This is a genomic window from Paraburkholderia unamae (assembly GCF_003268775.1).
GTDB classification, from domain to species: domain Bacteria; phylum Pseudomonadota; class Gammaproteobacteria; order Burkholderiales; family Burkholderiaceae; genus Paraburkholderia; species Paraburkholderia unamae.
This window is the reverse complement of the sequence record NZ_QLSU01000009.1, coordinates 242,805-266,019: the sequence shown is the minus strand read 5'-3', so window position 1 is coordinate 266,019 and position 23,215 is coordinate 242,805. Positions and strand designations below refer to the sequence as shown.

The window sequence follows — 23,215 nt, the reverse complement described above, 5'->3', positions numbered from 1 at the left end:
GCGTCCTTTTTTATTTCCGCGCGCTCACCTGCGCAGCCGATCAAACCGTCGCGTGTACAGAATATCGGCGCCATAGAACGTGCCGCCGTACACCACCACCGACCAGTAACGCGAAAGATTGATCGTGGCCTTCACCGCGTTCGAGGCCGACTGCAAACCCTGCTCGTAGCCGATCACGAAGCGCTGGTTGATGGCCTTCGCGATCATCACGACCTCGGGGTCGGTCAGGCCCACTTCGCTGCGCCCGATCGAGAATTCATCAAGCCCGATGCTCTGCGCGATGCGCTTGCCCTGCGCGCTGCCGAGCAAGGCGAGCGCCGTCGTCATCGCGCTCTGCTGACCGATGTTATTGCCCTGGTCGGTGCCGTGGCCGAACAGCAGCCAGGACAGTTTTTCGTTGTCGGGCACGTTGGGCTCGGAAACGAGCCGCGCCACCGGCGCCTGCACCGTGCCGGTGACCTGCACGCCCGCCTCGACCTGCTGGTTGCGGCGCATGGCGAGAATGTTGATGCCGGGATTGCCGACCGGCCCGTTGAACGTGAAGAAGCCGTTCTCGATGTTCAGCTTGGTGCCGAACGCCGTGTAGGTGGAGCCTTCGGTCACGCGAACGTTGCCTTCGGCGCGCAGCGGCACGTCCGGCGCGCTGTTCACCGAGATCTTGCCCGCAAGGCCGAGATCGGCGCCCTGCCCGCGGAAGCGGAAATCGTGGCCGAGGTCGATGTCGACGTTCGCGCGCGGCGCGAATCGCGGCGCGGGCCTGGTCGAGGCCGTTTCCTCGATCGGCGGCTTGCCGCCGATCGTCGAGCCGTCGGGACGCACGATCACCACGTCGTCGCCGAGCGAGGGCGCGGGCGACTCGGGCATGTCAAACAGCGCGTGATCGACCGTGAACTTGCCGTCGATCTGCATGCCGCCCAGGTGACCGCCATTGGCGATGCTCGCGCTGCCCGAGAGCGAGAGCTTGCGGTCGGGCGAGGCGAAGAGTTCGAGCTTGTCCGCGACGATGCTCGCGGTGAGATCGGGTTCGGCGTTGTCGAGCCGCACGCGGCCCGTCGCGCGCAGCGTGCCGCTCGTCGCGCCGTGGAACTCCACCTGCTGGAAGTCGACGAGATTCTGCGAGAGCGCGATGCGGATCACGCCGTCCTTCAACTCCACGCCCTGATCGACCATGGTGGCCGAGAGGCCGTCGCCGGTGAGCGAGCCCGTGACATTGGGCTTCGCGATCGTGCCGCCCAGCGCGAGTTGCAGCGCGAGGTGGCCGTCGAGCAGATAGCTCGGGCCGAACAGGCCGCCGGTGGTCCTGAGCGAGGGGACGTTGGCCTTGATCGTGCCGCCGATCGGCGCCTCGTCCACGACGGTGAGCATGCCGTCGCGCGGCGCGAGCGTCGTATTGGCGTCGATGTCGAGCACGCCCACGCGGCTTGCCTGCGCGTGCGCCGTGAGCGTGAGGCGGTTGCCGCCGCTGAAGGCCGCGCGCGCGTTGAGGTCGCCCACGCCGAGCGAGGCGAAGCCGCGTCCGATCGCGGTCGTGATGTCGCCCGAGCGGCGCTTGATCTGCACGTAGCCGCTCGCGCTCTGGCCGATGGAAAAGTCCCAGTCGCCGTCGAAGATCATGTCCGTCCTGAGCGTGGACGGCACGCCCGTGAACTGCTGGCGCAGTTGCATGATGCGCGCGAGCGATACGTTCGTGAGCGTGCCCGCCGAGCGGATGTGGCCGTTGTCCATATCGAATGACTTGAGCTCCAGCGACGCGCCTTCGGCCACGAGGCGCGTCGCGCCGAGCGTGACCTTGCCAGGGCCCGCGCTCACGGTGAGCGGCGACTGAAGCTTGACGCCCGGCACACCACGGTTTTCGAGCTGCGTGAGCGTGCCGTTCCAGCGCGTGCCCTCGCGCGTGTCCGCGAGACCGCCGTTTGCCGCCACCGCGAAGTCGATCGGCTGGCCCTGCACCTTGCCCTTCGCGTTCGCGGTGAGCGTGTGCCTCGCGCGCGTGCCGGTGAGGCGCGCGGTGAGCGTCGTGATATCGACGCCCGCCACGGCAATGCCGCTCGCGTCCGTGCTGAAAGCGAGCGCGCCGTTCGCGCCGTCGCGCGCGAGCGCGTGGCCCTCGGCGTGGCCGACGCGGTTCTCGCCGAACACCACGTGGTCGGCCTTGTAGTCGAGCGAGACGTCGGGATGCGCGAAGCTGCCGGTGAGGTCGCCGTTCGCCGCGAGCTGGCCCGCCACGCCAAAGCCGAGGCGGTCGAGCTGAGGCGCATCCACGCGAAAGCGCAGGCGGTCGCCCGGTGCGCCGAAGCTGCCTTGCAGATCGACGGTATTGCCCGCGACCGAGAGGTTCGCGCGGCTCGGCAGGATGCGCGATCCCGCCAGTTGAATGAGACCCTGGCCCGTGAGCGGCAGATCGTCGTACACGCTCGGCCCGAGCTTGAACTCCGCCTTCGTCGTGAAGGTGGGCGCGAGCACGCCGCTCGCGTTGAGCGTGCCGTTCACGCGCGCCTCGATGCGGCGGCCGGCCGGGCGCGGCGCGGGCCGGGCCGGGGGCGCGGCGCCGCCCGGCTCCGTCGCCTTCGCGTTCTCCACGCGCTTTTGCTCGGCGGCCTGATCGCTCGATTGCGCGGGATTGAGCGCCGGGTTCAGGGCGGGATTGAGCGCGAGATTGCGCTGCGGGTTGAGGGCGTCGCCGCTCGTCGCGGGTGTGGCGGCGGCCCGCGTACGCGCAGTTGCCGGGGCCGCCTTCGAGGCACTCGCGGCCTTCGCCGCGTTCGGCGGCGTGCGCACCGGGGTTTGCGCAGTCAGCGAAAGCGGATCGAAATTGGTCAGCACCGCCTTGAGCTGATACGTGGAGCCGGCGTCGTGCTTGAGCGCGCCCGACAGGTCGATGCGCCCGGCGCCCGAGGTCAGGCGCACGTCGCTGAACGACAGGCGCGCGGGGTCTTGCGTGATCTTGCCCTGCACGCGCAGCGCCGCCCTCGGATCGGCGAGATCGAGCGTGACGCTCTGCACGTCGCCGTTCAGGCGCACGCCGATCGGCCCCGCGAACTGCGTCGCGCGCACGCTCGACTCGATCGCGTTGAGGTCGAGCCCGGCCACCCTCAGGTCGAAGCGCCCGTCGCGCCCGCTGATCGTGCCGCCGCCCGTGAGCGTCGCGTTCTTCACGAGACGCACGGCGAGCCTGGGGATGCGCTGCGTTTTCGCGTCGAGCACGACGTCCGCGTGCGCGTCGATGAGCGGGAGCAGTTTCTCGTCGATGGAGCCGGGCTTCGCGTTGACGATCGACACCGTGCCCGCGACCGTGAAATCGGCCGCGTTGCCGCGTGCGCCCGCCCTTGCCCCGCGGTGCGGCGCCGAAGCCGCGGGCGGTACCGACGCAGGCGTCACCGCGGAAGCCGCCGGCACCCCCGACGCCCCCGATGCAGCCGCCGCCAGCGCCGCCGCGACACCCGCCGCGCCGCCCGGCACCGGCTGCAACTGCGCGCGCACGGCCAGATCGGCAAACGGCGCGCCGGGCGCGAACGCCTGCGGATTGACGTGATCGAACGCGAGCGTCGCGCGCTCCAGCGGCACGGCGGCAAACGGTGCCGCCTCCACGTGAGCGCGGCCGGTGAGCTTCATGCCGCTCGCCTCGATGTCGGCCGTGAGCGCTTCGAGCGAGCCCGCGAGCGTCGCGCTGACCTGTACGGCCTCGCCGTTGACCTTGCCCGAGTACCCAAGGTCGCCCGAGAGCGCGAACGGGCGCACGCCGTCGAGCTTCGCCTCGGCGCTCACCGCGCCAAAGGGCGTGTCGAGGCGCTCGATGGCGGCTTCATGATGACGGCCATCGCTGCGGGCGTGGAACTGGAGCCGCGAGTACTCGCTCGTCGAAGCGCCTTCGTGCAGCGTGAGCTTGTTGACCTGAAGATCGCGGATCTCCAGCCCGAGCGGCAGTTGCAGGTTTTCCGGCAACTGCATCGGCGAGGAAGGCTCGTGCGACGGCACGATGCGCAGGTCGACGTCGCCGATATGCAGATAGTCGATCACGAAGCGCCACGGCGTCTTGCGAAAGCCCTCCACCGCCCACTGCCCGCCCACGCGATCCACTTCGAGCGTGGTGCCGTCCGGGCCGTGCCATCTCAGGTTGGAAAAACGCACGCCGGTGGCGAGCGTGCCGCCTTCGAAGCGCCCCGCGAGCTTGCCGTCGAGCACCTTCACGGCGACGCGCCAGACGTAGGACGCGCCGCGCTCGGTGGTCAGCACGCCATGGAGCAGACCGCCGACGATCCCCACGATCAGCACCGGCACGACGATCGCCCAGGCCAGCGCCTTCCAGAGCCGCCGTGGCCGGCGCGGCGGCGGCGTGCGTGCGTCGCCGCCGTCGCCGTTCTCGCCACCGTTGCCGCCCCCTCCATCCTCGCCCTCGGCATGACCGGAAGCAGCCGCCTCCCCCGGCGGCACGGCGAACGCGGGAGCGGGCCGGAACAGCGCGGCAAGGCGGCGTGCGATCATGCGGCCACCCCGCCGGGCAGCGCGAGCGTCGAAGCAAAACGGAGCGGCGCGCGCGTCGTCATCAGAAGGCGATCCCGAGAGTCAGATAAGGCCGCACGCTATGGGTGCGAAAGCCATAGGCGAGATCGAGGTTGACCGGCCCGACGGGGCTGCGCCAGCGCGCGCCGATGCCGGCGCCGGGATCGAATTCCTTCTCGCCCCAGGTGTCGGTGGCCGTGCCCACGTCGAAGAACGCCGCGCCGCCCCAGTCGCGGCTCCACCAGTGCTGGTACTCGGCCGAGCCGGTCACGAGATACTTGGTCGGCAAAATCGAGCCGCCCACGTCGTTGCCGATGCTCTGGAACGCGTAGCCGCGCACCGAGTTCGAGCCGCCCGCGCGAAACAGCAGCGAGGCGGGCACGCCGCTCGACGGCCCGCTCGTGAACACGCCGCCCATCTCCGCGCGAAACACCATGAGGTCGCTCTGGCCGATCGGCAGGTATTGCTGGCCGCGCATGTAGGCGCGCAGAAAGCTTTGCTCGGCTCCCACGTTCTTGAGCGCGAAGCCCGCTTCCACGCGGATGATGTTGCCGGTGCGCGGAAACAGCGGGTCGTCCACGTTGCGGCGCGTCCAGGACCAGGTCGGCACGAGCGCATAGGCGCGCGTGGGCGCGCCCACGTTCTGCGTGATGCGGTCGTCGTAGAACATCAGCGCGTAGGCGTAATCGATGTTCTGCGAAGTGCGCGTGCGCTGCACGCCGACGCGCGCGCTGTAGATGTTCGTATCGGACACGTCGGTGCTCGTGTAGGAGGCGACGAGGCTGTTGGTCCACGCGCGCGGGCCGGGCGGCATCGAGAGCTGGACCTGGCCGAACTTCTGGATCTGGTCGAGCCGGCCCTGCACCTGGAACGGCCACGCCGCGCCGAACGTATTCAGATACGTGTACGAGCCCTGGACGTGCGCGCCGGTGTCGGTCGAGTAACCCACGCCGCCGCGAAAGCTGTTGTACGGGAACTCGCTCACCTTCACGTGCACGGGCGTGTCGAGCGGCTTTTGTGTGTTGGCGTCCACGTCGATCGCCACGCTCGCGTAGTACGGCGTGTTCTGCACCTGGCGTTGCAGCTCGGTCACGCGGTTCAGGTCGTAGATCTCGCCCGGCGAGAGCGGATTCACGTTGTCGATGATGTAGCCCGGGTAGCGCCGCGTGCCCGAAACGTCGAGCTTGCCCAACGTGAAGGTGGGGCCGCTGTCGAAGGTTACGGAAAGTTGCGCGTCGTTCTGGAGCGGATCGATGCGTGCCTGCGACTGCACGATCTTCGCGCCGAGATAGCGGCGCGCTTGCAGCGCCTTGAGCGCGGCGTTCTTGGCGTCGTCCCAGCCCGACTGCGTGAAGGCGTCGCCGTCGTGCAGCGAAAAGGCGAAGCGCGCGGTGTTTTCCTGCGCCGGGTCTTCGGTGAGCACCGGGCCGCGGAAGGTGAGATTCACCGACGATATCGTCGTGCGCGGCCCCGCGTCGACGCTCACCGTCACGTGCCGCCTGCCCTCGATGGTGCGCACGTCGGTGCGCACGACGGGCGAGAAATAGCCGTCGGTCGACGCGAGATCGCGCACCTGCTGCGGCGTGGCCGTCACGAGGAATTCGAACTGGTCCTCGCCCACGTCGGGGCGGGTGGCGAAGCGCGCGATGTCGAGGTGCGCCTGAAGCAGGTTGCGCAGTTCGCGCGGGGACGCGTCGATCTCGACGTCGTAGTAGGTGCGCGCGCGCATCCACGGCAGCAGGCTGGCGAGATCGGCCCGGGCGGGCGTGGCGGCGGCCAGGCACGCGATGAAACACACGGCCAGCGAAGCGGCAAAGCGCAACGACGCGCGCCCTTCGGCCCTGCGCGCCACGACGGCATGCTGCGCCCGCGCCGTCCGCGTGGGACGTCGCCATGCGCGCAACGCTTCGATCACCCATCCCGCCAAACAAGACCTCCGGCTGTCGTAGAACTGGTCGCCACCGGTTGCGCGGCTCGCGCGCGGGGCGCGGAGCGCGGCATCGGGCGCAAACGCGTTATTTCACCACATCGGCGCGTAAATACCCCAGGAGGCGGCGCAAGTCGGGCGGGAACACGTACGACAATCGGGGCGCAAGCGCCGTCCTGATGTTGGTCACCCCGCCGGACACCCGCTGAACGCCTCGTTTGACACCCCGTGCGACGCCCGCCCCGATGTTCCGCGGCGATGGCTTGCGGTAAAATTACCGCCGACAGAATTAGCGGCGCGGTGCAATCATGCGCCCCGCCTTACTGGACGGACGTCAGCCATGTATCAGTCGGACATCACGCAGTTCATCACCCAGCTCAAGCAGCAAAAGCCGCAACTCGAGGAGCAGCAGCGCAAGGGCCGCGCGCTCCTGTGGGACAAGCAGCCGATCGACCTCGACGAGCGCGAGCGCCAGCAAGCCTCGCGCGTGCGGCAAACGCCTTACGTCTACTATCAGAACTTCTGATGGCCGAGGCTGACGGGGCCGGCACGCCGCCAGCGGGCGAGCACGCGGCCAGTCACGCGGGCCAGCCCGCCGGGCAGCCGCCCGGCGAAGCGCTGACCGCACCCTCCACCGACTCGACGCCCGACACGATCGACGGCGTCGCGTACGCACGCCTGTACGGCGAGCCGCTCTTCAAGCTTCCACAGGACCTCTACATCCCGCCGGAGGCGCTCGAAGTCTTTCTCGAGACCTTCGAAGGCCCGCTCGACCTGCTGCTGTACCTTATCCGCAAGCAGAACTTCAACGTTCTCGACATCCCGATGGCGGAGGTCACGAACCAGTACCTCGGCTACGTCGAGCAACTGCGCAAGACCAACCTCGAACTCGCCGCGGAATATCTGCTGATGGCGGCCATGCTCATCGAGATCAAGTCGCGCATGCTGCTGCCGGTCAAGAAGGCCGATACCGGCGAGGAAGCCGAAGACCCGCGCGCCGAACTCGTGCGGCGCCTGCTCGAATACGAGCAGATGAAGCTCGCCGCCCAGCGCATCGACCGCCTGCCGCAGCTCGGGCGCGACTTCATGCGCGCCGAGGTCTATATCGAGCAGAGCATCACGCCGCGCTTTCCCGACGTGGACAGCAACGACCTGCGCGCCGCGTGGGCCGACGTCATCAAGCGCGCGAAGCTCGTTCAGCACCACAAGATCTCGCGCGAGGAGCTCTCCGTGCGCGAGCACATGAGCATCATCCTGCGCCGGCTCCAGGGCGAGCGCTTCATGGAGTTCTCCGAGCTGTTCGACACCACGCGCGGCGTGCCCGTGGTGATCGTGAACTTCATCGCCATGCTGGAGCTGTCGCGCGAATCGCTCATCGAGATCACCCAGCCCGAGCCGTTCGCGCCGATCTACGTGCGGCTCGCGTATCTGCCTGCCTGAGTGTCTCCCTGAGCGCCCAGGGCAAGGCGCAAGGCCCGTTCGGGCTTGCCGCGCCCCCGCCGCAAATAAATAGCACCACATCAAATGAAGGGCCGCCGGCCGGCCCGCGCGGCGCGACGCCAGGAAAATCCCTCACCCGGGGCGGGTGCGCCGCGCTCACAAATCCACTACAATCGCCCGCGCCTGCCCGGTCTCGTCCCACATACGGGACACACGAAGAACCGCACGCGCCAAGCTGCGCGGCCCGGGCGCGCGACGTCCGCTTCGCGGTCCGTGGGCCGGGCCCTGCGGCGTGCAACCCAAGTCTTGCCCCGCGCGAGGCATAAAGCATCCGATCATGAAAGTCATCAGTTCGATTCAGGAATTGCGCGACCAGTTGCGCGGCCAAAACCGCACCGCGTTCGTGCCGACCATGGGCAACCTGCACGAAGGCCATCTTTCGCTGATGCGCCTCGCGCGCCAGCACGGCGACCCGGTCGTGGCGAGCATCTTCGTGAACCGCCTCCAGTTCGGCCCGAACGAGGACTTCGACAAGTATCCCCGCACGCTCCAGGACGACATCGAGAAGTTGCAGAAGGAGAACGTCTACGTGCTGTTCGCGCCGACCGAGCGCGACCTGTATCCGCAGCCGCAGGAATACCGCGTGCGCCCGCCCCATGACCTGGGCGACATTCTGGAGGGCGAGTTCCGCCCCGGCTTCTTCGAGGGCGTGTGCACGGTCGTCATGAAGCTGATGTCGTGCGTGCAGCCGCGTGTGGCCGTGTTCGGCAAGAAGGACTACCAGCAGTTGATGATCGTGCGCGCGATGTGCAACCAGTTCGCGCTGCCGACCGAGGTGATCGCTGCCGAAACGGTGCGCGACGCCGACGGCCTCGCGCTCAGCTCGCGCAACCGCTACCTGGGCGAAGCCGAGCGCGCCGAAGCCCCGCAACTGGCGGGCGTGCTGCGCGCGATTCGCGAATCGGTGCTCTCGGGCCGCCGCGACTTCCAGCAGCTCGAACTCGACGCCATGGCCACGCTCGCCGCGCGCGGCTGGAAGCCCGACTACATCGCGATCCGCAAGCGCGCGAACCTGCTGCCGCCCACGCCGGGCGTCGCCGCTCAAGCCGACGAGCCGCTCGTCGTGCTGGCCGCGGCCAAGCTCGGCGCCACGCGCCTGATCGACAACCTCGAAATCTGAGGTCCGCGGGGCGGCCGCGCCGTCCCTGTTCACAAGATTCCCGCTTGATTCCGCTTGATCCCGCTTGATTCCGGTTATCCGCGCCTTGACGCGGGCTCAAGCTCAAGCACCTGACCCGCGGCGGGCCGCGCGCCCGCACGCCTGAGGAGACACGCCATGCAACGCCATATGCTCAAGTCGAAGATCCACCGCGTCGCCGTCACGCACTGCGAGCTGCACTACGAAGGCTCGTGCGCCATCGACGAGAACCTGCTCGAAGCGGCGAACATCGTCGAGAACGAGCGCATCGACATCTGGAACATCAACAATGGCGAGCGCTTCACGACCTACGCGATCAAGGGCGAACGCGGCAGCGGCATGATCTCGCTGAACGGCTCGGCCGCGCGCCGCGCGCAACTGGGCGACCTCGTGATCATCGCGGCCTTCGCGAACGTGGAAGAGGAAGAGCTCAAGGCCGGCTGGAAGCCGGACCTCGTGTTCGTCGACGAGAACAACCGCATCAAGGGCAGCCGCGACCACGTACCCACGCAAAGCTGGAGCTAAGGCGCGCGGCCGGCCGCTGCGGGCTCGCTTGCCAGCCTGGTTGCGAGCTTACTTGCCCGCGCCGTCCACCCAGCCGAGAATCGACTGCCACTGGTCGAGATCCTTTTCGACCCGGCTCTTCGCCACGTCCCACAGCGTGAGGCCGTGCGCGGCCAGCTGCACGTAGTTCTGCGTGTCGCGCAAATAGCCCAGCACCGGCAGTTCCAGCCCTTCCACGAAGCGCTGGAGCTGCTCGGCCGAGCGCGTGCGCGAATCCACCCGCATGCCCACCACGCCCACCTGGATCGAGCCCTTGCGCACGGCCTTTTCCTTGGCGAGGCGGTTCAGGAAGTCCTGGGTGGCGAGGATGTCGAACATCGAGGGTTGCAGCGGCACGATCACCTTGTCGGCCAGTTCGATGATCGCCCCGAGCCGGTTGCCGTGCAGGCCGGCAGGCGTGTCGATGACGGCGTGCTCGAGTCCCTTGGGCGGCTTCGCCGGGTTGTCCAGGTCGACCTGCCAGCTTTCGATGGGCGGCAGCGTGGCCGGCCGCAAATCGAGCCATGCGTGCGAAGACTGCTGCCGGTCGAGATCCGCGAGCGCCACCCACTCGCCTTGCGCGGCGAAATAGCCCGCCAGATTGGTGGACAGCGTGCTCTTTCCCACGCCGCCCTTGGGATTCGCCACCACGATTACCGTCATGAATGCTCCCGTCAGGATGGCTGGCACTGGACCAGCCGGATTGCCGTGATTCTTGCCTGATGCCCTTCGAGGCGCCTTGCGGACGAGCCGCCGCCCCGAATCAACCGTCCGATATTATCGGCAAATTGCGCGCCGCCGAAGCCCCCGCGTGTGCGCACCGCATTTGTTCCTGTCAAATTCCGGAGACTGACCGACCATGAGCACCCTACGCCAGGATGTCACGATCGAAACCCTGCTCGAGCGCCAGCGCGGCCGCCTGCCCGAACTGCTGGGCTTTCGCCCGCTCGCGCTCGAACAAGGCCTGCTGCGCGCCGAACTCGACGTGCGCAGCAATCTGCTCGCGCCCAACGGCTTCCTGCACGCGGCCACGGTGATCGGCCTCGCCGACACCGCCTGCGGTTACGCCTGCCTCGCCCACCTACCGCCCAACGCGAAGAACTTCACGACCATCGAGATCAAGAGCAACCATCTCGGCACGGCGCGCGAAGGCACGATCTCGGCCGTGGCGACGGGCGTGCACCTCGGGCGCAGCACGCAGGTCTGGGACGCCACGGTGAGCGGCCCGGACGGCAAGACCATCGCGCTGTTCCGCTGCACGCAGATGGTGCTTTACTGAGCTGCGCGCTTTATCGCGTGTTCTGGCGCGTATTCACCTGATCACCCCAAACACCCTCTCCAGATCGAGGCTCGCCGCGAGCGTATCCGCCAGCCGCTCCAGCGACGCCTCGCGCAACGCCGGGTAGTCCACCGCGCGCGCCGCCGCGAGCCCCGCCCAGCGCAGCAGCGCGGTGCACGCCTCGGGCGTGTCGAAGAGGCCGTGCACGTAGGTCGCGAGGATCTGGCCGTCGACCGAGCACGCGCCGTCGGGGCGCGACGCCCCTGCGCCCTCCTGCGCAAGCCGCAGCGCGGGCGTTTCCAGCGCGCGCCCGCGCGTTTCGCCCATGTGAATCTCGTACCCGGTCACCCGCGCCGGTTCCGCGCCTTCCAGCGCAAGCGCGCCCGTCACGTTCTTGAGCGTCTTTTCGCGCGTGAGTTCGGTTTCGTAGTCGAGCCAGCCAAAGCCCGCCACCGCGCCCGGCTCGCCCTCCACGCCGTGCGGATCGGCAATCGCGCGCCCGAGCATCTGCATGCCCCCGCAAATGCCGATCACGCGCCCGCCATAGCGCAGATGCCGCGCGAGCGCCGTCTCCCAGCCCTGCGCGCGCAGCCACGCGAGGTCGTCGCGGACGTTCTTCGAGCCCGGCAGGATCACGAGATCGGCCGCGCCCGGCGTTTCGCCCGTGCGCACGTAGGTGAAATCGACTTGCGGATGGGCGCGCAGCGCGTCGAAATCCGTGTGGTTGCTGATGTGCGGCAGCGCGGGCACGACCACGCGCAAGACCTCGCCGCCCGCCTGCGCGCCGCTGTGGGCCGCGCCGGGCAGCATGTCCTCGGCGTCGAGCGTGAGGCCGTGCAGATACGGCACCACGCCGAGCACGGGCTTGCCGGTTTGCTTCTCCAGCCATTCGAGGCCGGGTTCGAGCAGCGTGCGGTCGCCGCGAAAACGGTTGATGACGAAGCCCTTCACGCGTGCGCGCTCGCTCTCCGACAGGCAGGCCAGCGTGCCGATCAGGTGCGCGAACACGCCGCCACGGTCGATGTCGGCCACGAGCACGACCGGGCAGTCCACGGCCTCGGCGAAGCCCATGTTGGCGATGTCGTTGGCGCGCAGATTGACTTCGGCGGGGCTGCCCGCGCCTTCCACGAACACCGTGTCGTAGCGCTCGCGCAGGCGCGCGTACGACTGGAGCACGGCCTCGCGCGCGAGCGGCTTGTAGTCCTGGTATGCGCGCGCGTTGAGGTTCATGCGCGCCTTGCCGTGAATGATGACCTGCGAGCCGAGGTCGCTGTTGGGCTTGAGCAGCACCGGGTTGAGGTCGGTGTGCGCCTCGATGCCGGCCGCGATCGCCTGGAGCGCCTGGGCGCGGCCGATCTCGCCGCCATCCACGGTCACGGCGCTGTTGAGCGCCATGTTCTGCGGCTTGAATGGGGCGACGCGCGCGCCCGCGCGGCGCGCGAGGCGGCACAGGCCGGCCACGAGCGTGCTCTTGCCGGCGTCGGACGTGGTGCCCTGGATCATCAGCGTGCCCTGGGGCACGGCGGGTAGCGTTGCGGTCATGAAGCGGTTGGCGCGGGTGGCGCGTGGGCGGCTGTGGCGAACGCGCATTATCCCATCGCCCGCCGCAGCGCAGCAGCAGGCGCGGGCGAGCGTTAGCCGAAAGGGGGACAGCCGTTACAATTGCGCGATGAATTCGCGCGATCTCACCTTCATCGTCGGCGGCGCGCGCTCGGGCAAGAGCGCGCACGCCGAACGCCTCGCCGCCGATAGCGGCCTGGCGGTCACCTATATCGCGACCGCGCGCGTGACCGGCGACGCCGAATTCGCCGATCGCATCGCGCACCATCGCGCACGCCGTCCCGCGCACTGGGGGCTCGTCGAAGCGCCGCTCGACCTCGCGGGCGCGCTCGACGCCACGGCCGCGCCGGACCGCTGCGTGCTGATCGACTGCCTCACGCTCTGGCTCGCCAGCCTGTTGTGCCCGCCCGACGCGCAAGCGCCGCTGCCCGACTGGCGCGCGCGCCTCGACGCCTTCGCCGCCGCCTGCGAGCGCGCGCAAGGCACGGTGCTCGTGGTGAGCAACGAAATCGGCATGGGCGTCGTGCCGCTCGGCGCGGCCACACGCCTTTACGTGGACGAGCTCGGCCGCCTGAACCAGCGCATCGCCGCGCTCGCGGACCGCGCCACGCTCGTCGCCGCCGGGCTGCCCCTCGTGCTCAAGGCGCCGACCTCATGATGCTCACGCTGCCCGTCACCGCCGCGCTCGCCGTGGCCGGCGTCGCCGTGGACCGCTGGTTCGGCGAGCCGCGCCGCGCCCATCCCCTCGTCGCCTTCGGGCGGCTCGCGAACCATATCGAAGCGCGCCTGAACACCGGGCGTCGCGGCCGCCCGCTCGGCCTGCTCGCGTGGCTTGCCGCCGTCGCGCCGCCCGTCGCGCTCGCGGCGCTGCTGTGCGCGCTGCTCCCCTTGCCGCTCGCGTGGACGCTGCACGTCGCGCTGCTGTGGTTCGCGCTCGGCGCGCGCAGCCTCACGGAGCACATCGCGCCGATCGGCGCGGCGCTCGCGCGGCGCGACCTCGCCGCCGCGCGCGAACTGACCGGGCGCATCGTCTCGCGCGACACGGCCGGGGCCGACGCCACCGCGCTCTCGCGCGCGGCCGTCGAATCGGCGCTGGAGAACGGCAACGACGCGATCTTCGGCGCGCTGTTCTGGTTCGCGATCGCGGGCGGCCCCGGCGCGCTGGCATTTCGCCTCGCCAACACGCTCGACGCGATGTGGGGCTACCGCACGCCGCGCTTCCTGCGCTTTGGCTGGGCGGCGGCGCGCATCGACGACGTGCTCAACTGGATTCCCGCGCGCCTCACGGCCACGAGCTATGCGCTCCTCGGCGACACGCGCACGGCGCTGCGCTGCTGGCGCGAACAGGCGCATCGCTGGGACAGCCCGAACGCGGGCCCGGTGATGGCGGCGGGCGCGGGCAGCCTGAACGTGCTGCTGGGCGGCGCGGCCGTCTATCACGGCACGCTCGAGCAGCGCCCGGCGCTCGGCGCGGGCTCGCCGCCGCGCGCGCAGGATGTGCATGCGGCGCTGCGCCTCGTCGAGCGCACCACCGTCCTGTGGCTCGCGGCGCTGCTCGCGCTGGCTTTCGTGAGCGTGGCCACCCATGTCTGAACCACAACCCCTCCTTGTCGCGCACGGCGGCAATCTGCACGAAGCGGCCGAGCGCTACGGCATCGCCTGGGAAGCGTGGATCGATCTGTCGACCGGCATCAATCCGCACGGCTACCCCGTGCCGCCCGTGCCGTCTTCGGCGTGGCGTCGCCTGCCCGACGAAGGCGACGGCTTCGCCGACTGCGCCGCGCGCTACTACGGCGCGCCCGACGCCCGGCATGTGCTGCCGGTGGCGGGCAGCCAGGCCGCGATTCGGGCGCTGCCCGCGCTGCTGCCCCGCGCGCACGTCGCCATCGCGCCGCTCACCTATGGCGAGTACGCACCGGCATTCGCCCAGGCCGGGCACGAGATCGCCCCGCTGGACATCACGCGCGACACGCTGCCCGATGCGCTCACGCACGCCGTGGTCGTGAATCCGAACAACCCGACGGCCGCCCATCTCGACGCGGCCCGCCTGCTGCACTGGCACGCGCAGCTCGCGGCGCGCGGCGGCACGCTGATCGTCGACGAAGCCTTCGCCGATGCGTTCGGCCCGCAGCACGGCGAAACGCTTGCGCGCGCAACCGATCGCGAGGGCCTCGTCGTGCTGCGCTCGCCGGGCAAGTTCTTCGGGCTCGCGGGCGCACGCTGCGGATTTGCGCTGGCGCGGCCCGCGCTGCTGCACGCGCTGCGCGCGCGCCTGGGCGCGTGGACCGTGAGCGGGCCCGCGCGGCACGCAGTCGCTCACGCATTCGAAGACGGCGCATGGCAGCGCGCAATGCGCGAGCGTCTCGCTGCCGAAAGCGCTCGCCTCGTCGCGCTGCTGCGCGCGCACGGCTTCGCGCCGCACGCCACGCCGCTCTTCGCGTGGATCGCGGACCCGCGCGCGGCGGCATTGCAGGACGCACTCGCGCGGCACGCGGTGTGGACGCGCCGCTTCGACGCGCCCGCCAGCCTGCGCTTCGGCCTGCCCGCCTGCGACGACGAATGGCGGCGCTTCGAAGGCGCACTCGCACAAGCGATGCGGGCGATCGGTTGATGCGCGGCGCCGTCCTCGCGCTTGCGCTCGCGTGTGCCGGCCTGCTTGGCTCGCTCGAATCGCGCGCGGCCAACGCAGCGGTCAGCGCCGTGGACGACGCGGGCAACACCGTTACCCTCCCCGCTCCCGCCCAGCGCGTCGTCAGCCTCGCGCCGCACGTGACCGAGTTGCTCTATGCGGCGGGCGGCGGCGCGAAGGTCGTCGGCGCGGTCGCCTACAGCGATTACCCGCCCGAAGCGCAAAAGGTGCCGCGCGTGGGCGACAACCGCGCGCTCGACCTCGAACGCATCGCCGCGCTCAAGCCCGACCTGATCGTGGTCTGGCGTCACGGCAATGCGCAGCAGCAACTCGACCGCCTGCGCGCGCTGCATATTCCACTCTTTTTCAGCGAGCCGCATCGGCTCGACGATGTCGCGACCTCGCTCACGCGGCTTGGCGTGCTGCTCGGCACGCGGCCCACGGCGCAGGCCGCCGCCGACGCCTACCGGCTCGACATCGCGCAACTCCGCGCGCGCTACGCCCGGCGCGCGCCCGTGAGTGTGTTCTACGAAGTCTGGGATCGGCCGCTGATGACCCTCAACGGCCAGCACATGATCAGCGACGTGATCGCACTGTGCGGCGGGCGCAATGTGTTCGCGGCGCTCGAACCGCTCGTGCCGGCGGTTTCGACCGAAGCCGTATTGGCCGCGAACCCCGATGCGATCGTCACTGCGGCGCAGGGCGAGACGTCGCCGGACCGGTCGCTGCCCGGCCTCGCGCTCTGGCAGTCGTGGCCCACGCTCACGGCCGTCAAGCGCGGCAATCTCTTCGCCATCGACGGCGACCTGCTCACCCGCCCCGCGCCACGCATCGCCCAGGGCGCGGCGCAGCTCTGCGAAGACCTCGATCTCGCCCGCACGCGCGATGCCGCCGCGCATTGATTCGGCATCCGAATCGATTCGACAGACTGAGGCTGATCAGGCGTTCCAGCGCGACAGCAACCACTGCGCGCTCGACGCGTCGTAGCGCAGCCACACCACGGCCGCCATTTCCAGCGGCCAGCGCACGCAGCGCGCGAGCGGCATGCCGAGCGCACGCGCCGTGACGGTGCGGATCACGCCCGCGTGCGTGACGGCCCACACGGTCGTCTTTTCGTGCGCGTCGAGCGTGGCGAACCACGCGCTCACGCGCGCGTCGAATTGCGCAACGCTCTCGCCGCCGTGCATGCGCGCGTGCTCGAAATCGGCGGCCCAGGCGTCGATCTGCGCACGGTCGATCTCGTCCCAGCGCTGCCGCTCCCACGCGCCGAAATCCATCTCCGCGAGGCGCGCGTCCGCCGCCGGCGTGTGGCCGTGCGCGGCCGAGAGCGCCGCCGCCACGCTCGCGCAACGCGTGAGCGGACTCGTCGCGATGCGTTGCGGCGCGCGCACGCCGAGCGCCGCGAGGCGCGTGGCGAGCAACGCGGCCTGCTCGTTCGCCTCGCCCGCGAGCGGCACGTCGCTCGCGCCGTAGCACACGCCCGCCTCCACGGCCACGGCCACGGCGGGATGGCGAATCAGAACGAGATCCATGCAAGCCCCACGAGATAGATGGCGATCTCGAACACCTGCTGCGCGAAGCCGAGACAGTCGCCCGTATAACCGCCGATGCGCCGCACGAAGTAACGCCCCAGCGCGAAGCGCAGCGCCGCGAGCACGACGAGCATGAGCACGCCCGCGCGCCAGTCGGACCAGAAAAGCCAGGGCAAGCCGAACACGCATGCGCACAACCACGCGAGCAGGCTCATGCGCTGCGCGACGGGCTTGGCCTTGCCTTCGGGGCGCACGTAGTCGAGCGAGACGAGATAGCTGATCGCGCACGCGCGGCTCGCGGCGTGACCCGCGATCATGAGCATCGCGGCGCGCGCGGGCGGCAGCGCCGCGAGCGTCTGCCACTTGAGAGCAAGCGCCACCACGAGACCGATCGCACCGAACGCGCCGATGCGCGAGTCGTGCATGATGCGCAGCACGTCCTCGCGCGTGTACGCGCCGCCGAAGGCGTCGAAGCAATCCGCGAGACCGTCCTCGTGAAACGCGCCCGTCGCGAGCAACGTGACGGCCATCGAGAGCAGCACGGCAACGCTCGCCGGAAACACGCGCAGCGCGGCGAGATAGACGAGCGCCGCGAGCACGCCGATCAATGCGCCGACCAGCGGAAAGTAGCGCGCCGCCGCATTGAGCCACGCGGGCTCGAAGCCCACCCAGCGCGGCACCGGCACACGCGTGAAATAACCGAGCGCCGTGAAGAAGTAGCGCAGTTCCGCCAGCGGATTCATCGCGTGGCGCTCAGGCGTTGCGGTCACTGCGATTGTCCACGCCCGCCGACTCGAAGCTCGCCATCTCGTTGAGAAACGCCACGGCCGCGCGCAACAGCGGCACCGCGAGCGCCGCGCCCGTGCCTTCGCCCAGCCGCAGGTCGAGCGCGAGCAGTTCGCGCGCGCCGAAATGATCGAGCATGCGCCGGTGCCCCGCTTCGTTCGATGCGTGCGCAAACACGCAGTAGTCGCGCACGTTCGGCGCGAGCGAGTCGGCCACGAGCAGCGCCGAAGTCGCGATGAAGCCGTCCACGAGAATCGCCATGCGCGAGCGCGCCGCTTCGATGAACGCACCCGCCATCATCGCGATCTCGAAGCCGCCGAAGGCCGCGAGCACGTCGAGCGGCTCGCGCGCGTCGGCGTGATGCGCGAGCGCCGCCGCGAGCACATTGCGCTTTCTCGCGAGGCCCGCGTTGTCGAGGCCCGTGCCGCGCCCCACGCATTCGTCGATCGGCACGCTGCACAGCCGGCTCATCAGGCACGCGGCCGACGACGTGTTCGCAATGCCCATTTCGCCGAAGCCGATCACGTTCGTGCCGAGCGCCGCGTGATGGCGCACGCGCGCCGCGCCCGCCGCAAGCGCGGCGAGCGCTTCGTCGCGCGTCATGGCGCGCTCGTGTGCGAAGTTGCGCGTGCCGCGCGCGATGGGTGCATCGATGAGCGAGGGCGCGGGTTCGGGCGCGCAAGGCAGCGGCGTCGCCACGCCCGCGTTGACGATCTCGAGCGTGAGGCCCGCCACGCCGCTGAACGCGTTGATGGCAGCGCCGCCCGCCAGGAAGTTCGTCACCATCTGCGCGGTCACGGCCTGCGGGTACGGGCTCACGCCTTCGGCGGCGATGCCGTGATCGCCCGCGAAGACGATCATCACGGGCCGCTCGACGCTCGGGCGCACGCTGCGCTGGATCATGCCGAGCTGGCGTGCGAGTGTTTCCATGCGGCCGAGGCTGCCGGGCGGTTTGGTCTTGGTGTCGATGAGGCGTTGCAGCTCGTCGCGCAGCGAGAGATCGAGCGGTTCGACAGCGAGCAGTTCGGTAAGCGATGACGTCATGATGAGTTCGTTTCGTAATGGTGCGGACCCAAGCCACGCGTTAGCGCGCGGCATTCGATCCAGGCGAATGCGGTAACGACGATGCCGAAGCGAGCGCGGGCACGAGCGCCTCGTGCGCGCCTTCGCGGATGAGCACGAGCGGATGGCCGAATGCGGCGCTCGCGCGCTCCGGCGTGAGCACTTCGCGCACGCGGCCCGCGTGGAAGCCGCCGTGGCCGTCGAGCAGGAGCGCATGCGTCGCGAAGCGCCGCGCAAGATTGAGATCGTGGCAGGAAAACACGATCGCCCGCGCTTCGCTGCGCACCCAGTGCGAGAGCGCTTCGAGGCAGGCGATCTGATGATGGAGGTCCAGATGCGCGAGCGGCTCGTCGAGCAGCAGGAGCGGCGCGCCCTGGCACAGCGCGGCGGCCAGCGCGACGCGCTGGCGTTCGCCCCCCGAAAGCGAGAGCACGTCGCGCGCGGCGAGCGCTTCGAGACCGAGCGTGCCGAGCGCGGCTTGCGCGGCTTGTCGATCGGCATCGCCCTCCCAGCCCCAGCCGGCCAGATGCGGATAGCGATTGAGCAGCACGGTGTCGAGCACGCTCGCGCTGAAGGCGTCGCGCTGATCCTGGGGCATGAGCGCGCGGCGCTGCGCGAGGCGCACGGCGGGCCACTGCGCAAGCGCGATGCCCTCCACTTCCACGCGCCCCGCCGCCGGTTCGCGCAGGCCTGCGAGCGCGCCGATGAGCGTCGTCTTGCCCGCGCCGTTCGCGCCCGCCACGCACCAGATCTCGCCGGCTTCGAAGCGCTGCGTGAGCGCTTGAACGAGCGTGCGCGCGCCCGCGCGCAAGGTGAGCGCGTGGGCGGCGAGCAGCGGTGCGCGTGCGTCGCTCATCGTGTGCGCCTCGCGAGCAGCATCCAGAGGAACACGGGCACGCCCGCGAGCGCCGTCACGACGCCCACCGGCAATTGCGCGGGCGCGGCCACGGTGCGCGCGACGAGGTCCGCGCCCATCACGGCCAGGCCGCCCGCGAGCGCGGCGGCGGGCACGAGCATGCGCTGATCGTTACCGAACGCGAGGCGCAACATGTGGGGCACGACGAGCCCGACGAAACCAATGGTGCCGCCCGTAGTCACGGCCGCCGCCGCCCCGAGCGACGCGGCAAGATAGATGCCAACGCGCAGGCGCAGCACGGGCACGCCGAGCGCCTGCGCGGCGGCGTCGCCGCGCAGCAGCACGTTGAGCATCGGCGCGGCCGGCACCACGCCCGCCAGCACGATCGCGAGCGCCGCAAGCGCGGGCCACGGCATGCCCGCGCCGTTCAGGTCGCCCGTGAGCCAGAACAGCATGCCGCGCAGGTGCGTATCGGGGGCGAGCGTGAGCAGCAACGTGATCAGCGCGCCCCAACCGGCCGCCGTCACCGCGCCCGTCAACAGCAGTTTTGGCGAACTGTCCTGCGGCTCGCCGCGCCAGAGTTCCCGGCGCGCCAGGCCGAGCACGAGCAGGATCGAAACGAACGCGCCCGCGCAGGCGCTCGCCTGCACGCCCCACCATGCCACGCCCGCGATCATCGCCACGAGCGCGAACGCGGCCGCGCCGCCCGACACGCCGAGCACGTAGGGCTCCGCCAGCGGATTGTGCAGCAACACCTGCAACAACGCGCCCGCCAGCGCGAGCAATGCGCCGCACGCGAAACCGGCCAGCGCGCGCGGCAGGCGCAGCGTGCGCACGATTTCGGTGGCCATATCGGGCGTGCCGTGCGCGGGCGAGAGCGCCGCCAGCGCCTGTGCGAGCGTAACGCTCACGCTGCCGCTCGCGAGCGACGCCGCGAACACCACGAGCGCCGCCGCGGCGAGCGCGCCCCAGATTGCCCATGCGCGGCGCGCGCTCATCGAGCGGCGCGGCAGCGTCGGCAACGCGGGGACGTCAGGGGCTTTATCGCGGCTTACGGAGCGCATCGGAAAATTCGGCGGCGACAGGTTTAAAAAACTTCACACGAGAAAACAAAGGGGCATTCAAAACGGCCGGGCAACGCATGCAAAGCGATGCTGACAAAGTGGCATTCACCCGCGGACAAACATACGGATCAATGCAGCGAATCAATCTCTTTTGTCAGGCAAGCTTTAGCCACGTATGAAGCCGCGAACTCGTGATGTTATAACGCACGGGCCGCGATCGCGGCGACGTCGCGCGGGCGCGGCATGGGCAATTTGCGTTCCTGCTGCGCCTTTGTGCAGCACGTAGTGCGGGATTCAGGCCTCATTCAGGTAAGAAGCCGGGTTGTTACGTCTGGAAACGACACAATTATCGGAATGCGCGTTAATCCGCGCTAGAATGCCTGTCTTTAGAGGACGCAGCACATGCTCAACGAACTCGAAACACTCTCACAGAACATCGGGCGGCTGATCCAGATTAATCAGCGCCATCATGAAGCTCGCCTCGCACTCGAAGAGCAACTCGCACAGCTGCGTGCGCAATGCGACGCCACGCGCGCCGAGCTCGAACAGGTCCGCGAAGAGCGCAATGCGTTGCAAGCGGAGCGCGATGCGCTCTCGGCCAAGATCGACGACGCGCAGGTACGCCTGAACGCGATTCTCGAAAAGCTGCCGCGCGCACGCGCGAGCAACGAACGCGAGAACCAGCTCGATCTGCTCGAACCGTCACCGAGCAACGACGACGACAGCAACGCGGCCCGCCACGGAGAAAATGCATGAGCACCAAGCAGATCGAAGCGACGATACTCGGGCAAACCTATCGCCTCGCCTGTTCGGCAGAAACGGAACAAGCCCTGCTCGAAGCGGTGGCGCGCGTCGACGCCGAAATGTCGAAGATCCGCAATCACAGCAACGTGCGCGGCACCGATCGCATCGCGGTCATGGCGGCGCTTTCGATCGCCTCGGAACTGCTGCGCCTGCAAACGAGCGTGCGACACGGCGAAGCATTCCCAGCCGAAGAAATCCGTCGTACAATGCGTCAAATGAATGAACAACTCGGCGCCGTCATCCAGCAGCACGGGGTGCAATAAGCGCTGTAGCAAGTCGTAGCACTGCGGTATGATGTTGTTCATGGGTAGCGTTGGATTGTTTCTAAACACCACGCGCTACCAACGAGTTTAGTCAGCTTCCCTGCCTGGTTCGCCAAGGTCATATATTCCTTGAACCAATGCCATGTGCACGGTTGCGGAAATTTGTAGCACGGGCGTGCGCGTCACACTGTCTGATGTACCCAAAGTGCTGCTAACTGCGACCAATTCTGAACCCTCGGTTCAGGATGCCGGCCTAGCGGCTATGGCGGGGACCTATTCAAACGGCATCGGACCTGTGTCCGATGCCGTTTTCCATTGTGCGGCACGTTTCTTCGCGTGCTTACGCGTGCGCTTGCACGCGCGCCCGTCCCCTCCCCTTTCGACGTGACCTTCGACTCATGCGCTACTGGCTGATGAAGTCCGAACCCGACGAAGCAAGCATCGACGATCTCGCGAACGCACCACAACGCACGTTGCCGTGGACGGGTGTGCGCAACTATCAGGCACGCAATTTCATGCGCGACACGATGCAGCCCGGCGACGGCGTGCTGTTCTATCACTCGAGCTGTCCCGAGCCCGGCATCGCGGGCATTGCGCAGGTGTCGTCCACGGCGTACCCCGACCCCACGCAATTCGATGCGAAGAGTCCTTACTACGACGCGAAATCGACACACGAGAATCCGCGCTGGATGCTCGTCGATGTCGTGTTCAAGAAGAAGTGTCCGCTGATTGCGCTTGCCGCCTTGCGCGAGCACGAAGCACTCGCGGACATGCGCGTGCTCGCGAAGGGCAATCGTCTTTCGATCACGCCGGTCACCACGGCTGAGTGGAACTTCATCACGAAACAGTTGATGTGATCGCGATGTGAGGCTGCCACGCGACTTTGCCGTGGCATGGGCCGTACGCATCGCGAGACCCGGCACGCAGACGACATGCGCGCGCGAGTTCAAGCACAATCGCGCACAGTCGTACGGCGTGGCCTGTGTTGGCTGTGCTGCGCCCGCGACCCAAGTTCTGCAAGGAGCCTCAATGAACAGAAAAACCGCCGTCACGCTCGCCGCCGCATTCGCGGCCGCCGTGCCCCTCGCCATGACGCTCGCGCCGCGCGCCGCATTCGCACAGAGCGACGCGCGCTATCAGCCCGCGGGCGTGCTTTCGCTTTCCGCGCAGGCCAGCGCCGAAGTGCCGCAAGATGTCGTCACCATTACGCTGTTCTACGAACAGGAGGCGAGCGATCCCTCTTCGCTCACCGCCACGCTCAACCAGCGCGCCGACTCCGCGTTGCAACGGGCCAAGGGCGTCGCGGGCGTGACCGCGCGCTCGGGTCAGTTCTCGATCTTCCCCTCCACCGATCGCGACGGGCGCATCTCGGCCTGGCGCGGCCGCACGGAAGTCGTGCTCGAATCGCATGATTTCGCGGCGGCGTCGAAGCTTGCCGGCGATCTCGCTTCGGTCATGCAGGTGGGCAACGTGCAGTTCTCGCTTTCGCCCGAAGCGCAGCGCGCAGCGGAACAAAAACTCTCGGGCCAGGCGATCGCCTCGTTTCGCGACCAGGCCTTGTCGGCCACGCGCGCGTTCGGCTACAGCAGCTACACGATTCGCGACGTGAACGTGGGGCATTCCGGCGTGATGCCGCGCCCCGTGATGATGATGAGCGCGCGCGCCGCTTCGGCTGACGCGAAGATGTCCGCGCCCGTGCCCCTCGAAGGCGGCACCTCCACCGTGACAGTCAACGTCTCCGGCTCGGTGCAGATGAAGTAACGCGCAGCCCA

General features: G+C 69.1%; 22 protein-coding genes and 1 other RNA gene. 14 read left to right on the top strand and 9 right to left on the bottom strand.

Annotated elements, in window-relative coordinates; genetic code table 11:
• Positions 1-24 precede the first annotated feature (24 nt).
• Positions 25-4,482 carry a translocation/assembly module TamB domain-containing protein gene (locus C7401_RS17325; RefSeq protein ID WP_112172623.1) on the bottom strand — a complete coding sequence of 1,486 codons (4,458 nt, stop codon included), beginning with the start codon at positions 4,480-4,482 and terminating at the stop codon, positions 25-27.
• Between the two features lie 61 nt (positions 4,483-4,543).
• Positions 4,544-6,229, bottom strand: a complete 1,686-nt coding sequence (locus tag C7401_RS17320) for an autotransporter assembly complex protein TamA (protein WP_112172679.1) — start codon at positions 6,227-6,229, stop codon at positions 4,544-4,546.
• A gap of 538 nt (positions 6,230-6,767) precedes the next feature.
• Here C7401_RS17320 and C7401_RS17315 point away from each other — a divergent pair.
• The 4 genes from C7401_RS17315 (at position 6,768) to panD (ending at position 9,590) form a co-directional block, all read left to right on the top strand.
• Positions 6,768-6,953: a DUF3460 family protein gene (locus C7401_RS17315; RefSeq protein WP_112172622.1), complete on the top strand. Its 186-nt coding sequence runs from the start codon at positions 6,768-6,770 to the stop codon at positions 6,951-6,953.
• Positions 6,953-7,867, top strand: a complete 915-nt coding sequence (locus tag C7401_RS17310; RefSeq protein ID WP_258397118.1) for a segregation and condensation protein A — start codon at positions 6,953-6,955, stop codon at positions 7,865-7,867. Before C7401_RS17315 ends, C7401_RS17310 begins: the two co-directional genes overlap by 1 nt.
• Positions 7,868-8,204: 337 nt before the next feature.
• The gene (panC, locus tag C7401_RS17305; protein WP_112172621.1) at positions 8,205-9,047 is read left to right on the top strand and encodes a pantoate--beta-alanine ligase; all 843 of its coding nucleotides are present in this window, start codon (positions 8,205-8,207) and stop codon (positions 9,045-9,047) included.
• A 156-nt stretch (positions 9,048-9,203) separates the two neighbouring features.
• Positions 9,204-9,590 (top strand): aspartate 1-decarboxylase, encoded by a 387-nt coding sequence (panD, locus tag C7401_RS17300; protein WP_028207747.1) that lies wholly within the window; start codon positions 9,204-9,206, stop codon positions 9,588-9,590.
• A 48-nt stretch (positions 9,591-9,638) separates the two neighbouring features.
• Here the strand turns inward: panD and C7401_RS17295 are convergent, their stop codons facing one another.
• Positions 9,639-10,271, bottom strand: a complete 633-nt coding sequence (locus tag C7401_RS17295; RefSeq protein ID WP_112172620.1) for a ParA family protein — start codon at positions 10,269-10,271, stop codon at positions 9,639-9,641.
• Between the two features lie 196 nt (positions 10,272-10,467).
• Here C7401_RS17295 and C7401_RS17290 point away from each other — a divergent pair, with 196 nt between their 5' ends.
• The gene (locus C7401_RS17290; RefSeq protein ID WP_112172619.1) at positions 10,468-10,887 is read left to right on the top strand and encodes a PaaI family thioesterase; all 420 of its coding nucleotides are present in this window, start codon (positions 10,468-10,470) and stop codon (positions 10,885-10,887) included.
• Between the two features lie 33 nt (positions 10,888-10,920).
• Here C7401_RS17290 and C7401_RS17285 read toward each other — a convergent pair whose 3' ends face one another.
• Positions 10,921-12,429 carry a cobyric acid synthase gene (locus C7401_RS17285; protein ID WP_258397117.1) on the bottom strand — a complete coding sequence of 503 codons (1,509 nt, stop codon included), beginning with the start codon at positions 12,427-12,429 and terminating at the stop codon, positions 10,921-10,923.
• A gap of 127 nt (positions 12,430-12,556) precedes the next feature.
• Here C7401_RS17285 and cobU point away from each other — a divergent pair, with 127 nt between their 5' ends.
• The 4 genes from cobU to C7401_RS17265 are packed head-to-tail and all read left to right on the top strand — an operon-like array spanning position 12,557 to position 15,978.
• Positions 12,557-13,105, top strand: coding sequence for a bifunctional adenosylcobinamide kinase/adenosylcobinamide-phosphate guanylyltransferase (gene cobU, locus C7401_RS17280; RefSeq protein ID WP_112172618.1), 549 nt, complete (start codon positions 12,557-12,559; stop codon positions 13,103-13,105).
• A complete protein-coding gene (cbiB, locus tag C7401_RS17275) occupies positions 13,105-14,040 on the top strand; it encodes an adenosylcobinamide-phosphate synthase CbiB (RefSeq protein WP_112172676.1) in 936 nt (311 codons plus the stop codon). Before cobU ends, cbiB begins: the two co-directional genes overlap by 1 nt.
• Positions 14,033-15,058 (top strand): threonine-phosphate decarboxylase CobD, encoded by a 1,026-nt coding sequence (gene cobD / locus C7401_RS17270; RefSeq protein ID WP_112172617.1) that lies wholly within the window; start codon positions 14,033-14,035, stop codon positions 15,056-15,058. The genes cbiB and cobD overlap by 8 nt, the downstream gene beginning before the upstream one ends.
• A complete protein-coding gene (locus C7401_RS17265; protein WP_258397116.1) occupies positions 15,058-15,978 on the top strand; it encodes a cobalamin-binding protein in 921 nt (306 codons plus the stop codon). Before cobD ends, C7401_RS17265 begins: the two co-directional genes overlap by 1 nt.
• A 36-nt stretch (positions 15,979-16,014) precedes the next feature.
• On the opposite strand, the gene cobC is transcribed toward C7401_RS17265, so the two are convergent.
• Genes cobC through C7401_RS17240 form a run of 5 tightly spaced genes read right to left on the bottom strand, consistent with a single transcriptional unit; the run spans position 16,015 to position 20,376 of the window.
• On the bottom strand, positions 16,015-16,608 hold the full coding sequence (gene cobC, locus C7401_RS17260) for an alpha-ribazole phosphatase (protein WP_112172615.1): 594 nt from the start codon (positions 16,606-16,608) through the stop codon (positions 16,015-16,017).
• The gene (locus tag C7401_RS17255) at positions 16,593-17,351 is read right to left on the bottom strand and encodes an adenosylcobinamide-GDP ribazoletransferase (protein ID WP_112172614.1); all 759 of its coding nucleotides are present in this window, start codon (positions 17,349-17,351) and stop codon (positions 16,593-16,595) included. The genes cobC and C7401_RS17255 overlap by 16 nt, the downstream gene beginning before the upstream one ends.
• Positions 17,352-17,361: 10 nt before the next feature.
• Positions 17,362-18,438 (bottom strand): nicotinate-nucleotide--dimethylbenzimidazole phosphoribosyltransferase, encoded by a 1,077-nt coding sequence (cobT, locus tag C7401_RS17250; RefSeq protein ID WP_112172613.1) that lies wholly within the window; start codon positions 18,436-18,438, stop codon positions 17,362-17,364.
• A gap of 40 nt (positions 18,439-18,478) precedes the next feature.
• Complete coding sequence (locus C7401_RS17245; protein WP_112172612.1) at positions 18,479-19,312, bottom strand: ABC transporter ATP-binding protein; 834 nt, start codon at positions 19,310-19,312, stop codon at positions 18,479-18,481.
• Complete coding sequence (locus C7401_RS17240; protein WP_112172611.1) at positions 19,309-20,376, bottom strand: FecCD family ABC transporter permease; 1,068 nt, start codon at positions 20,374-20,376, stop codon at positions 19,309-19,311. The genes C7401_RS17245 and C7401_RS17240 overlap by 4 nt, the downstream gene beginning before the upstream one ends.
• A 402-nt stretch (positions 20,377-20,778) precedes the next feature.
• Here C7401_RS17240 and C7401_RS17235 point away from each other — a divergent pair, with 402 nt between their 5' ends.
• The 5 genes from C7401_RS17235 (at position 20,779) to C7401_RS17215 (ending at position 23,204) form a co-directional block, all read left to right on the top strand.
• Positions 20,779-21,132: an ATPase gene (locus C7401_RS17235; RefSeq protein WP_112172610.1), complete on the top strand. Its 354-nt coding sequence runs from the start codon at positions 20,779-20,781 to the stop codon at positions 21,130-21,132.
• Positions 21,129-21,443 carry a cell division protein ZapA gene (locus tag C7401_RS17230; protein WP_112172609.1) on the top strand — a complete coding sequence of 105 codons (315 nt, stop codon included), beginning with the start codon at positions 21,129-21,131 and terminating at the stop codon, positions 21,441-21,443. The genes C7401_RS17235 and C7401_RS17230 overlap by 4 nt, the downstream gene beginning before the upstream one ends.
• Positions 21,444-21,537: 94 nt before the next feature.
• Positions 21,538-21,719, top strand: a non-coding RNA gene (ssrS, locus tag C7401_RS17225) — 6S RNA.
• Positions 21,720-21,841: 122 nt separating this feature from the next.
• Positions 21,842-22,300: an EVE domain-containing protein gene (locus C7401_RS17220; protein ID WP_112172608.1), complete on the top strand. Its 459-nt coding sequence runs from the start codon at positions 21,842-21,844 to the stop codon at positions 22,298-22,300.
• A gap of 172 nt (positions 22,301-22,472) precedes the next feature.
• The gene (locus C7401_RS17215; RefSeq protein WP_112172607.1) at positions 22,473-23,204 is read left to right on the top strand and encodes an SIMPL domain-containing protein; all 732 of its coding nucleotides are present in this window, start codon (positions 22,473-22,475) and stop codon (positions 23,202-23,204) included.
• Positions 23,205-23,215 lie beyond the last annotated feature (11 nt).

Bases quoted from the DNA above. Each gene is read 5' to 3' on its own strand.
- C7401_RS17325 (WP_112172623.1), bottom strand. From the start codon at position 4,482: ATGATCGCACGCCGCCTTGCCGCGCTGTTCCGGCCCGCTCCCGCGTTC.
- C7401_RS17320 (WP_112172679.1), bottom strand. From the start codon at position 6,229: ATGCGCGCGCGCACCTACTACGACGTCGAGATCGACGCGTCCCCGCGC.
- C7401_RS17315 (WP_112172622.1), top strand. From the start codon at position 6,768: ATGTATCAGTCGGACATCACGCAGTTCATCACCCAGCTCAAGCAGCAA.
- C7401_RS17310 (WP_258397118.1), top strand. From the start codon at position 6,953: ATGGCCGAGGCTGACGGGGCCGGCACGCCGCCAGCGGGCGAGCACGCG.
- panC (WP_112172621.1), top strand. From the start codon at position 8,205: ATGAAAGTCATCAGTTCGATTCAGGAATTGCGCGACCAGTTGCGCGGC.
- panD (WP_028207747.1), top strand. From the start codon at position 9,204: ATGCAACGCCATATGCTCAAGTCGAAGATCCACCGCGTCGCCGTCACG.
- C7401_RS17295 (WP_112172620.1), bottom strand. From the start codon at position 10,271: ATGACGGTAATCGTGGTGGCGAATCCCAAGGGCGGCGTGGGAAAGAGC.
- C7401_RS17290 (WP_112172619.1), top strand. From the start codon at position 10,468: ATGAGCACCCTACGCCAGGATGTCACGATCGAAACCCTGCTCGAGCGC.
- C7401_RS17285 (WP_258397117.1), bottom strand. From the start codon at position 12,429: ATGACCGCAACGCTACCCGCCGTGCCCCAGGGCACGCTGATGATCCAG.
- cobU (WP_112172618.1), top strand. From the start codon at position 12,557: ATGAATTCGCGCGATCTCACCTTCATCGTCGGCGGCGCGCGCTCGGGC.
- cbiB (WP_112172676.1), top strand. From the start codon at position 13,105: ATGCTCACGCTGCCCGTCACCGCCGCGCTCGCCGTGGCCGGCGTCGCC.
- cobD (WP_112172617.1), top strand. From the start codon at position 14,033: ATGTCTGAACCACAACCCCTCCTTGTCGCGCACGGCGGCAATCTGCAC.
- C7401_RS17265 (WP_258397116.1), top strand. From the start codon at position 15,058: ATGCGCGGCGCCGTCCTCGCGCTTGCGCTCGCGTGTGCCGGCCTGCTT.
- cobC (WP_112172615.1), bottom strand. From the start codon at position 16,608: ATGGATCTCGTTCTGATTCGCCATCCCGCCGTGGCCGTGGCCGTGGAG.
- C7401_RS17255 (WP_112172614.1), bottom strand. From the start codon at position 17,351: ATGAATCCGCTGGCGGAACTGCGCTACTTCTTCACGGCGCTCGGTTAT.
- cobT (WP_112172613.1), bottom strand. From the start codon at position 18,438: ATGACGTCATCGCTTACCGAACTGCTCGCTGTCGAACCGCTCGATCTC.
- C7401_RS17245 (WP_112172612.1), bottom strand. From the start codon at position 19,312: ATGAGCGACGCACGCGCACCGCTGCTCGCCGCCCACGCGCTCACCTTG.
- C7401_RS17240 (WP_112172611.1), bottom strand. From the start codon at position 20,376: ATGCGCTCCGTAAGCCGCGATAAAGCCCCTGACGTCCCCGCGTTGCCG.
- C7401_RS17235 (WP_112172610.1), top strand. From the start codon at position 20,779: ATGCTCAACGAACTCGAAACACTCTCACAGAACATCGGGCGGCTGATC.
- C7401_RS17230 (WP_112172609.1), top strand. From the start codon at position 21,129: ATGAGCACCAAGCAGATCGAAGCGACGATACTCGGGCAAACCTATCGC.
- C7401_RS17220 (WP_112172608.1), top strand. From the start codon at position 21,842: ATGCGCTACTGGCTGATGAAGTCCGAACCCGACGAAGCAAGCATCGAC.
- C7401_RS17215 (WP_112172607.1), top strand. From the start codon at position 22,473: ATGAACAGAAAAACCGCCGTCACGCTCGCCGCCGCATTCGCGGCCGCC.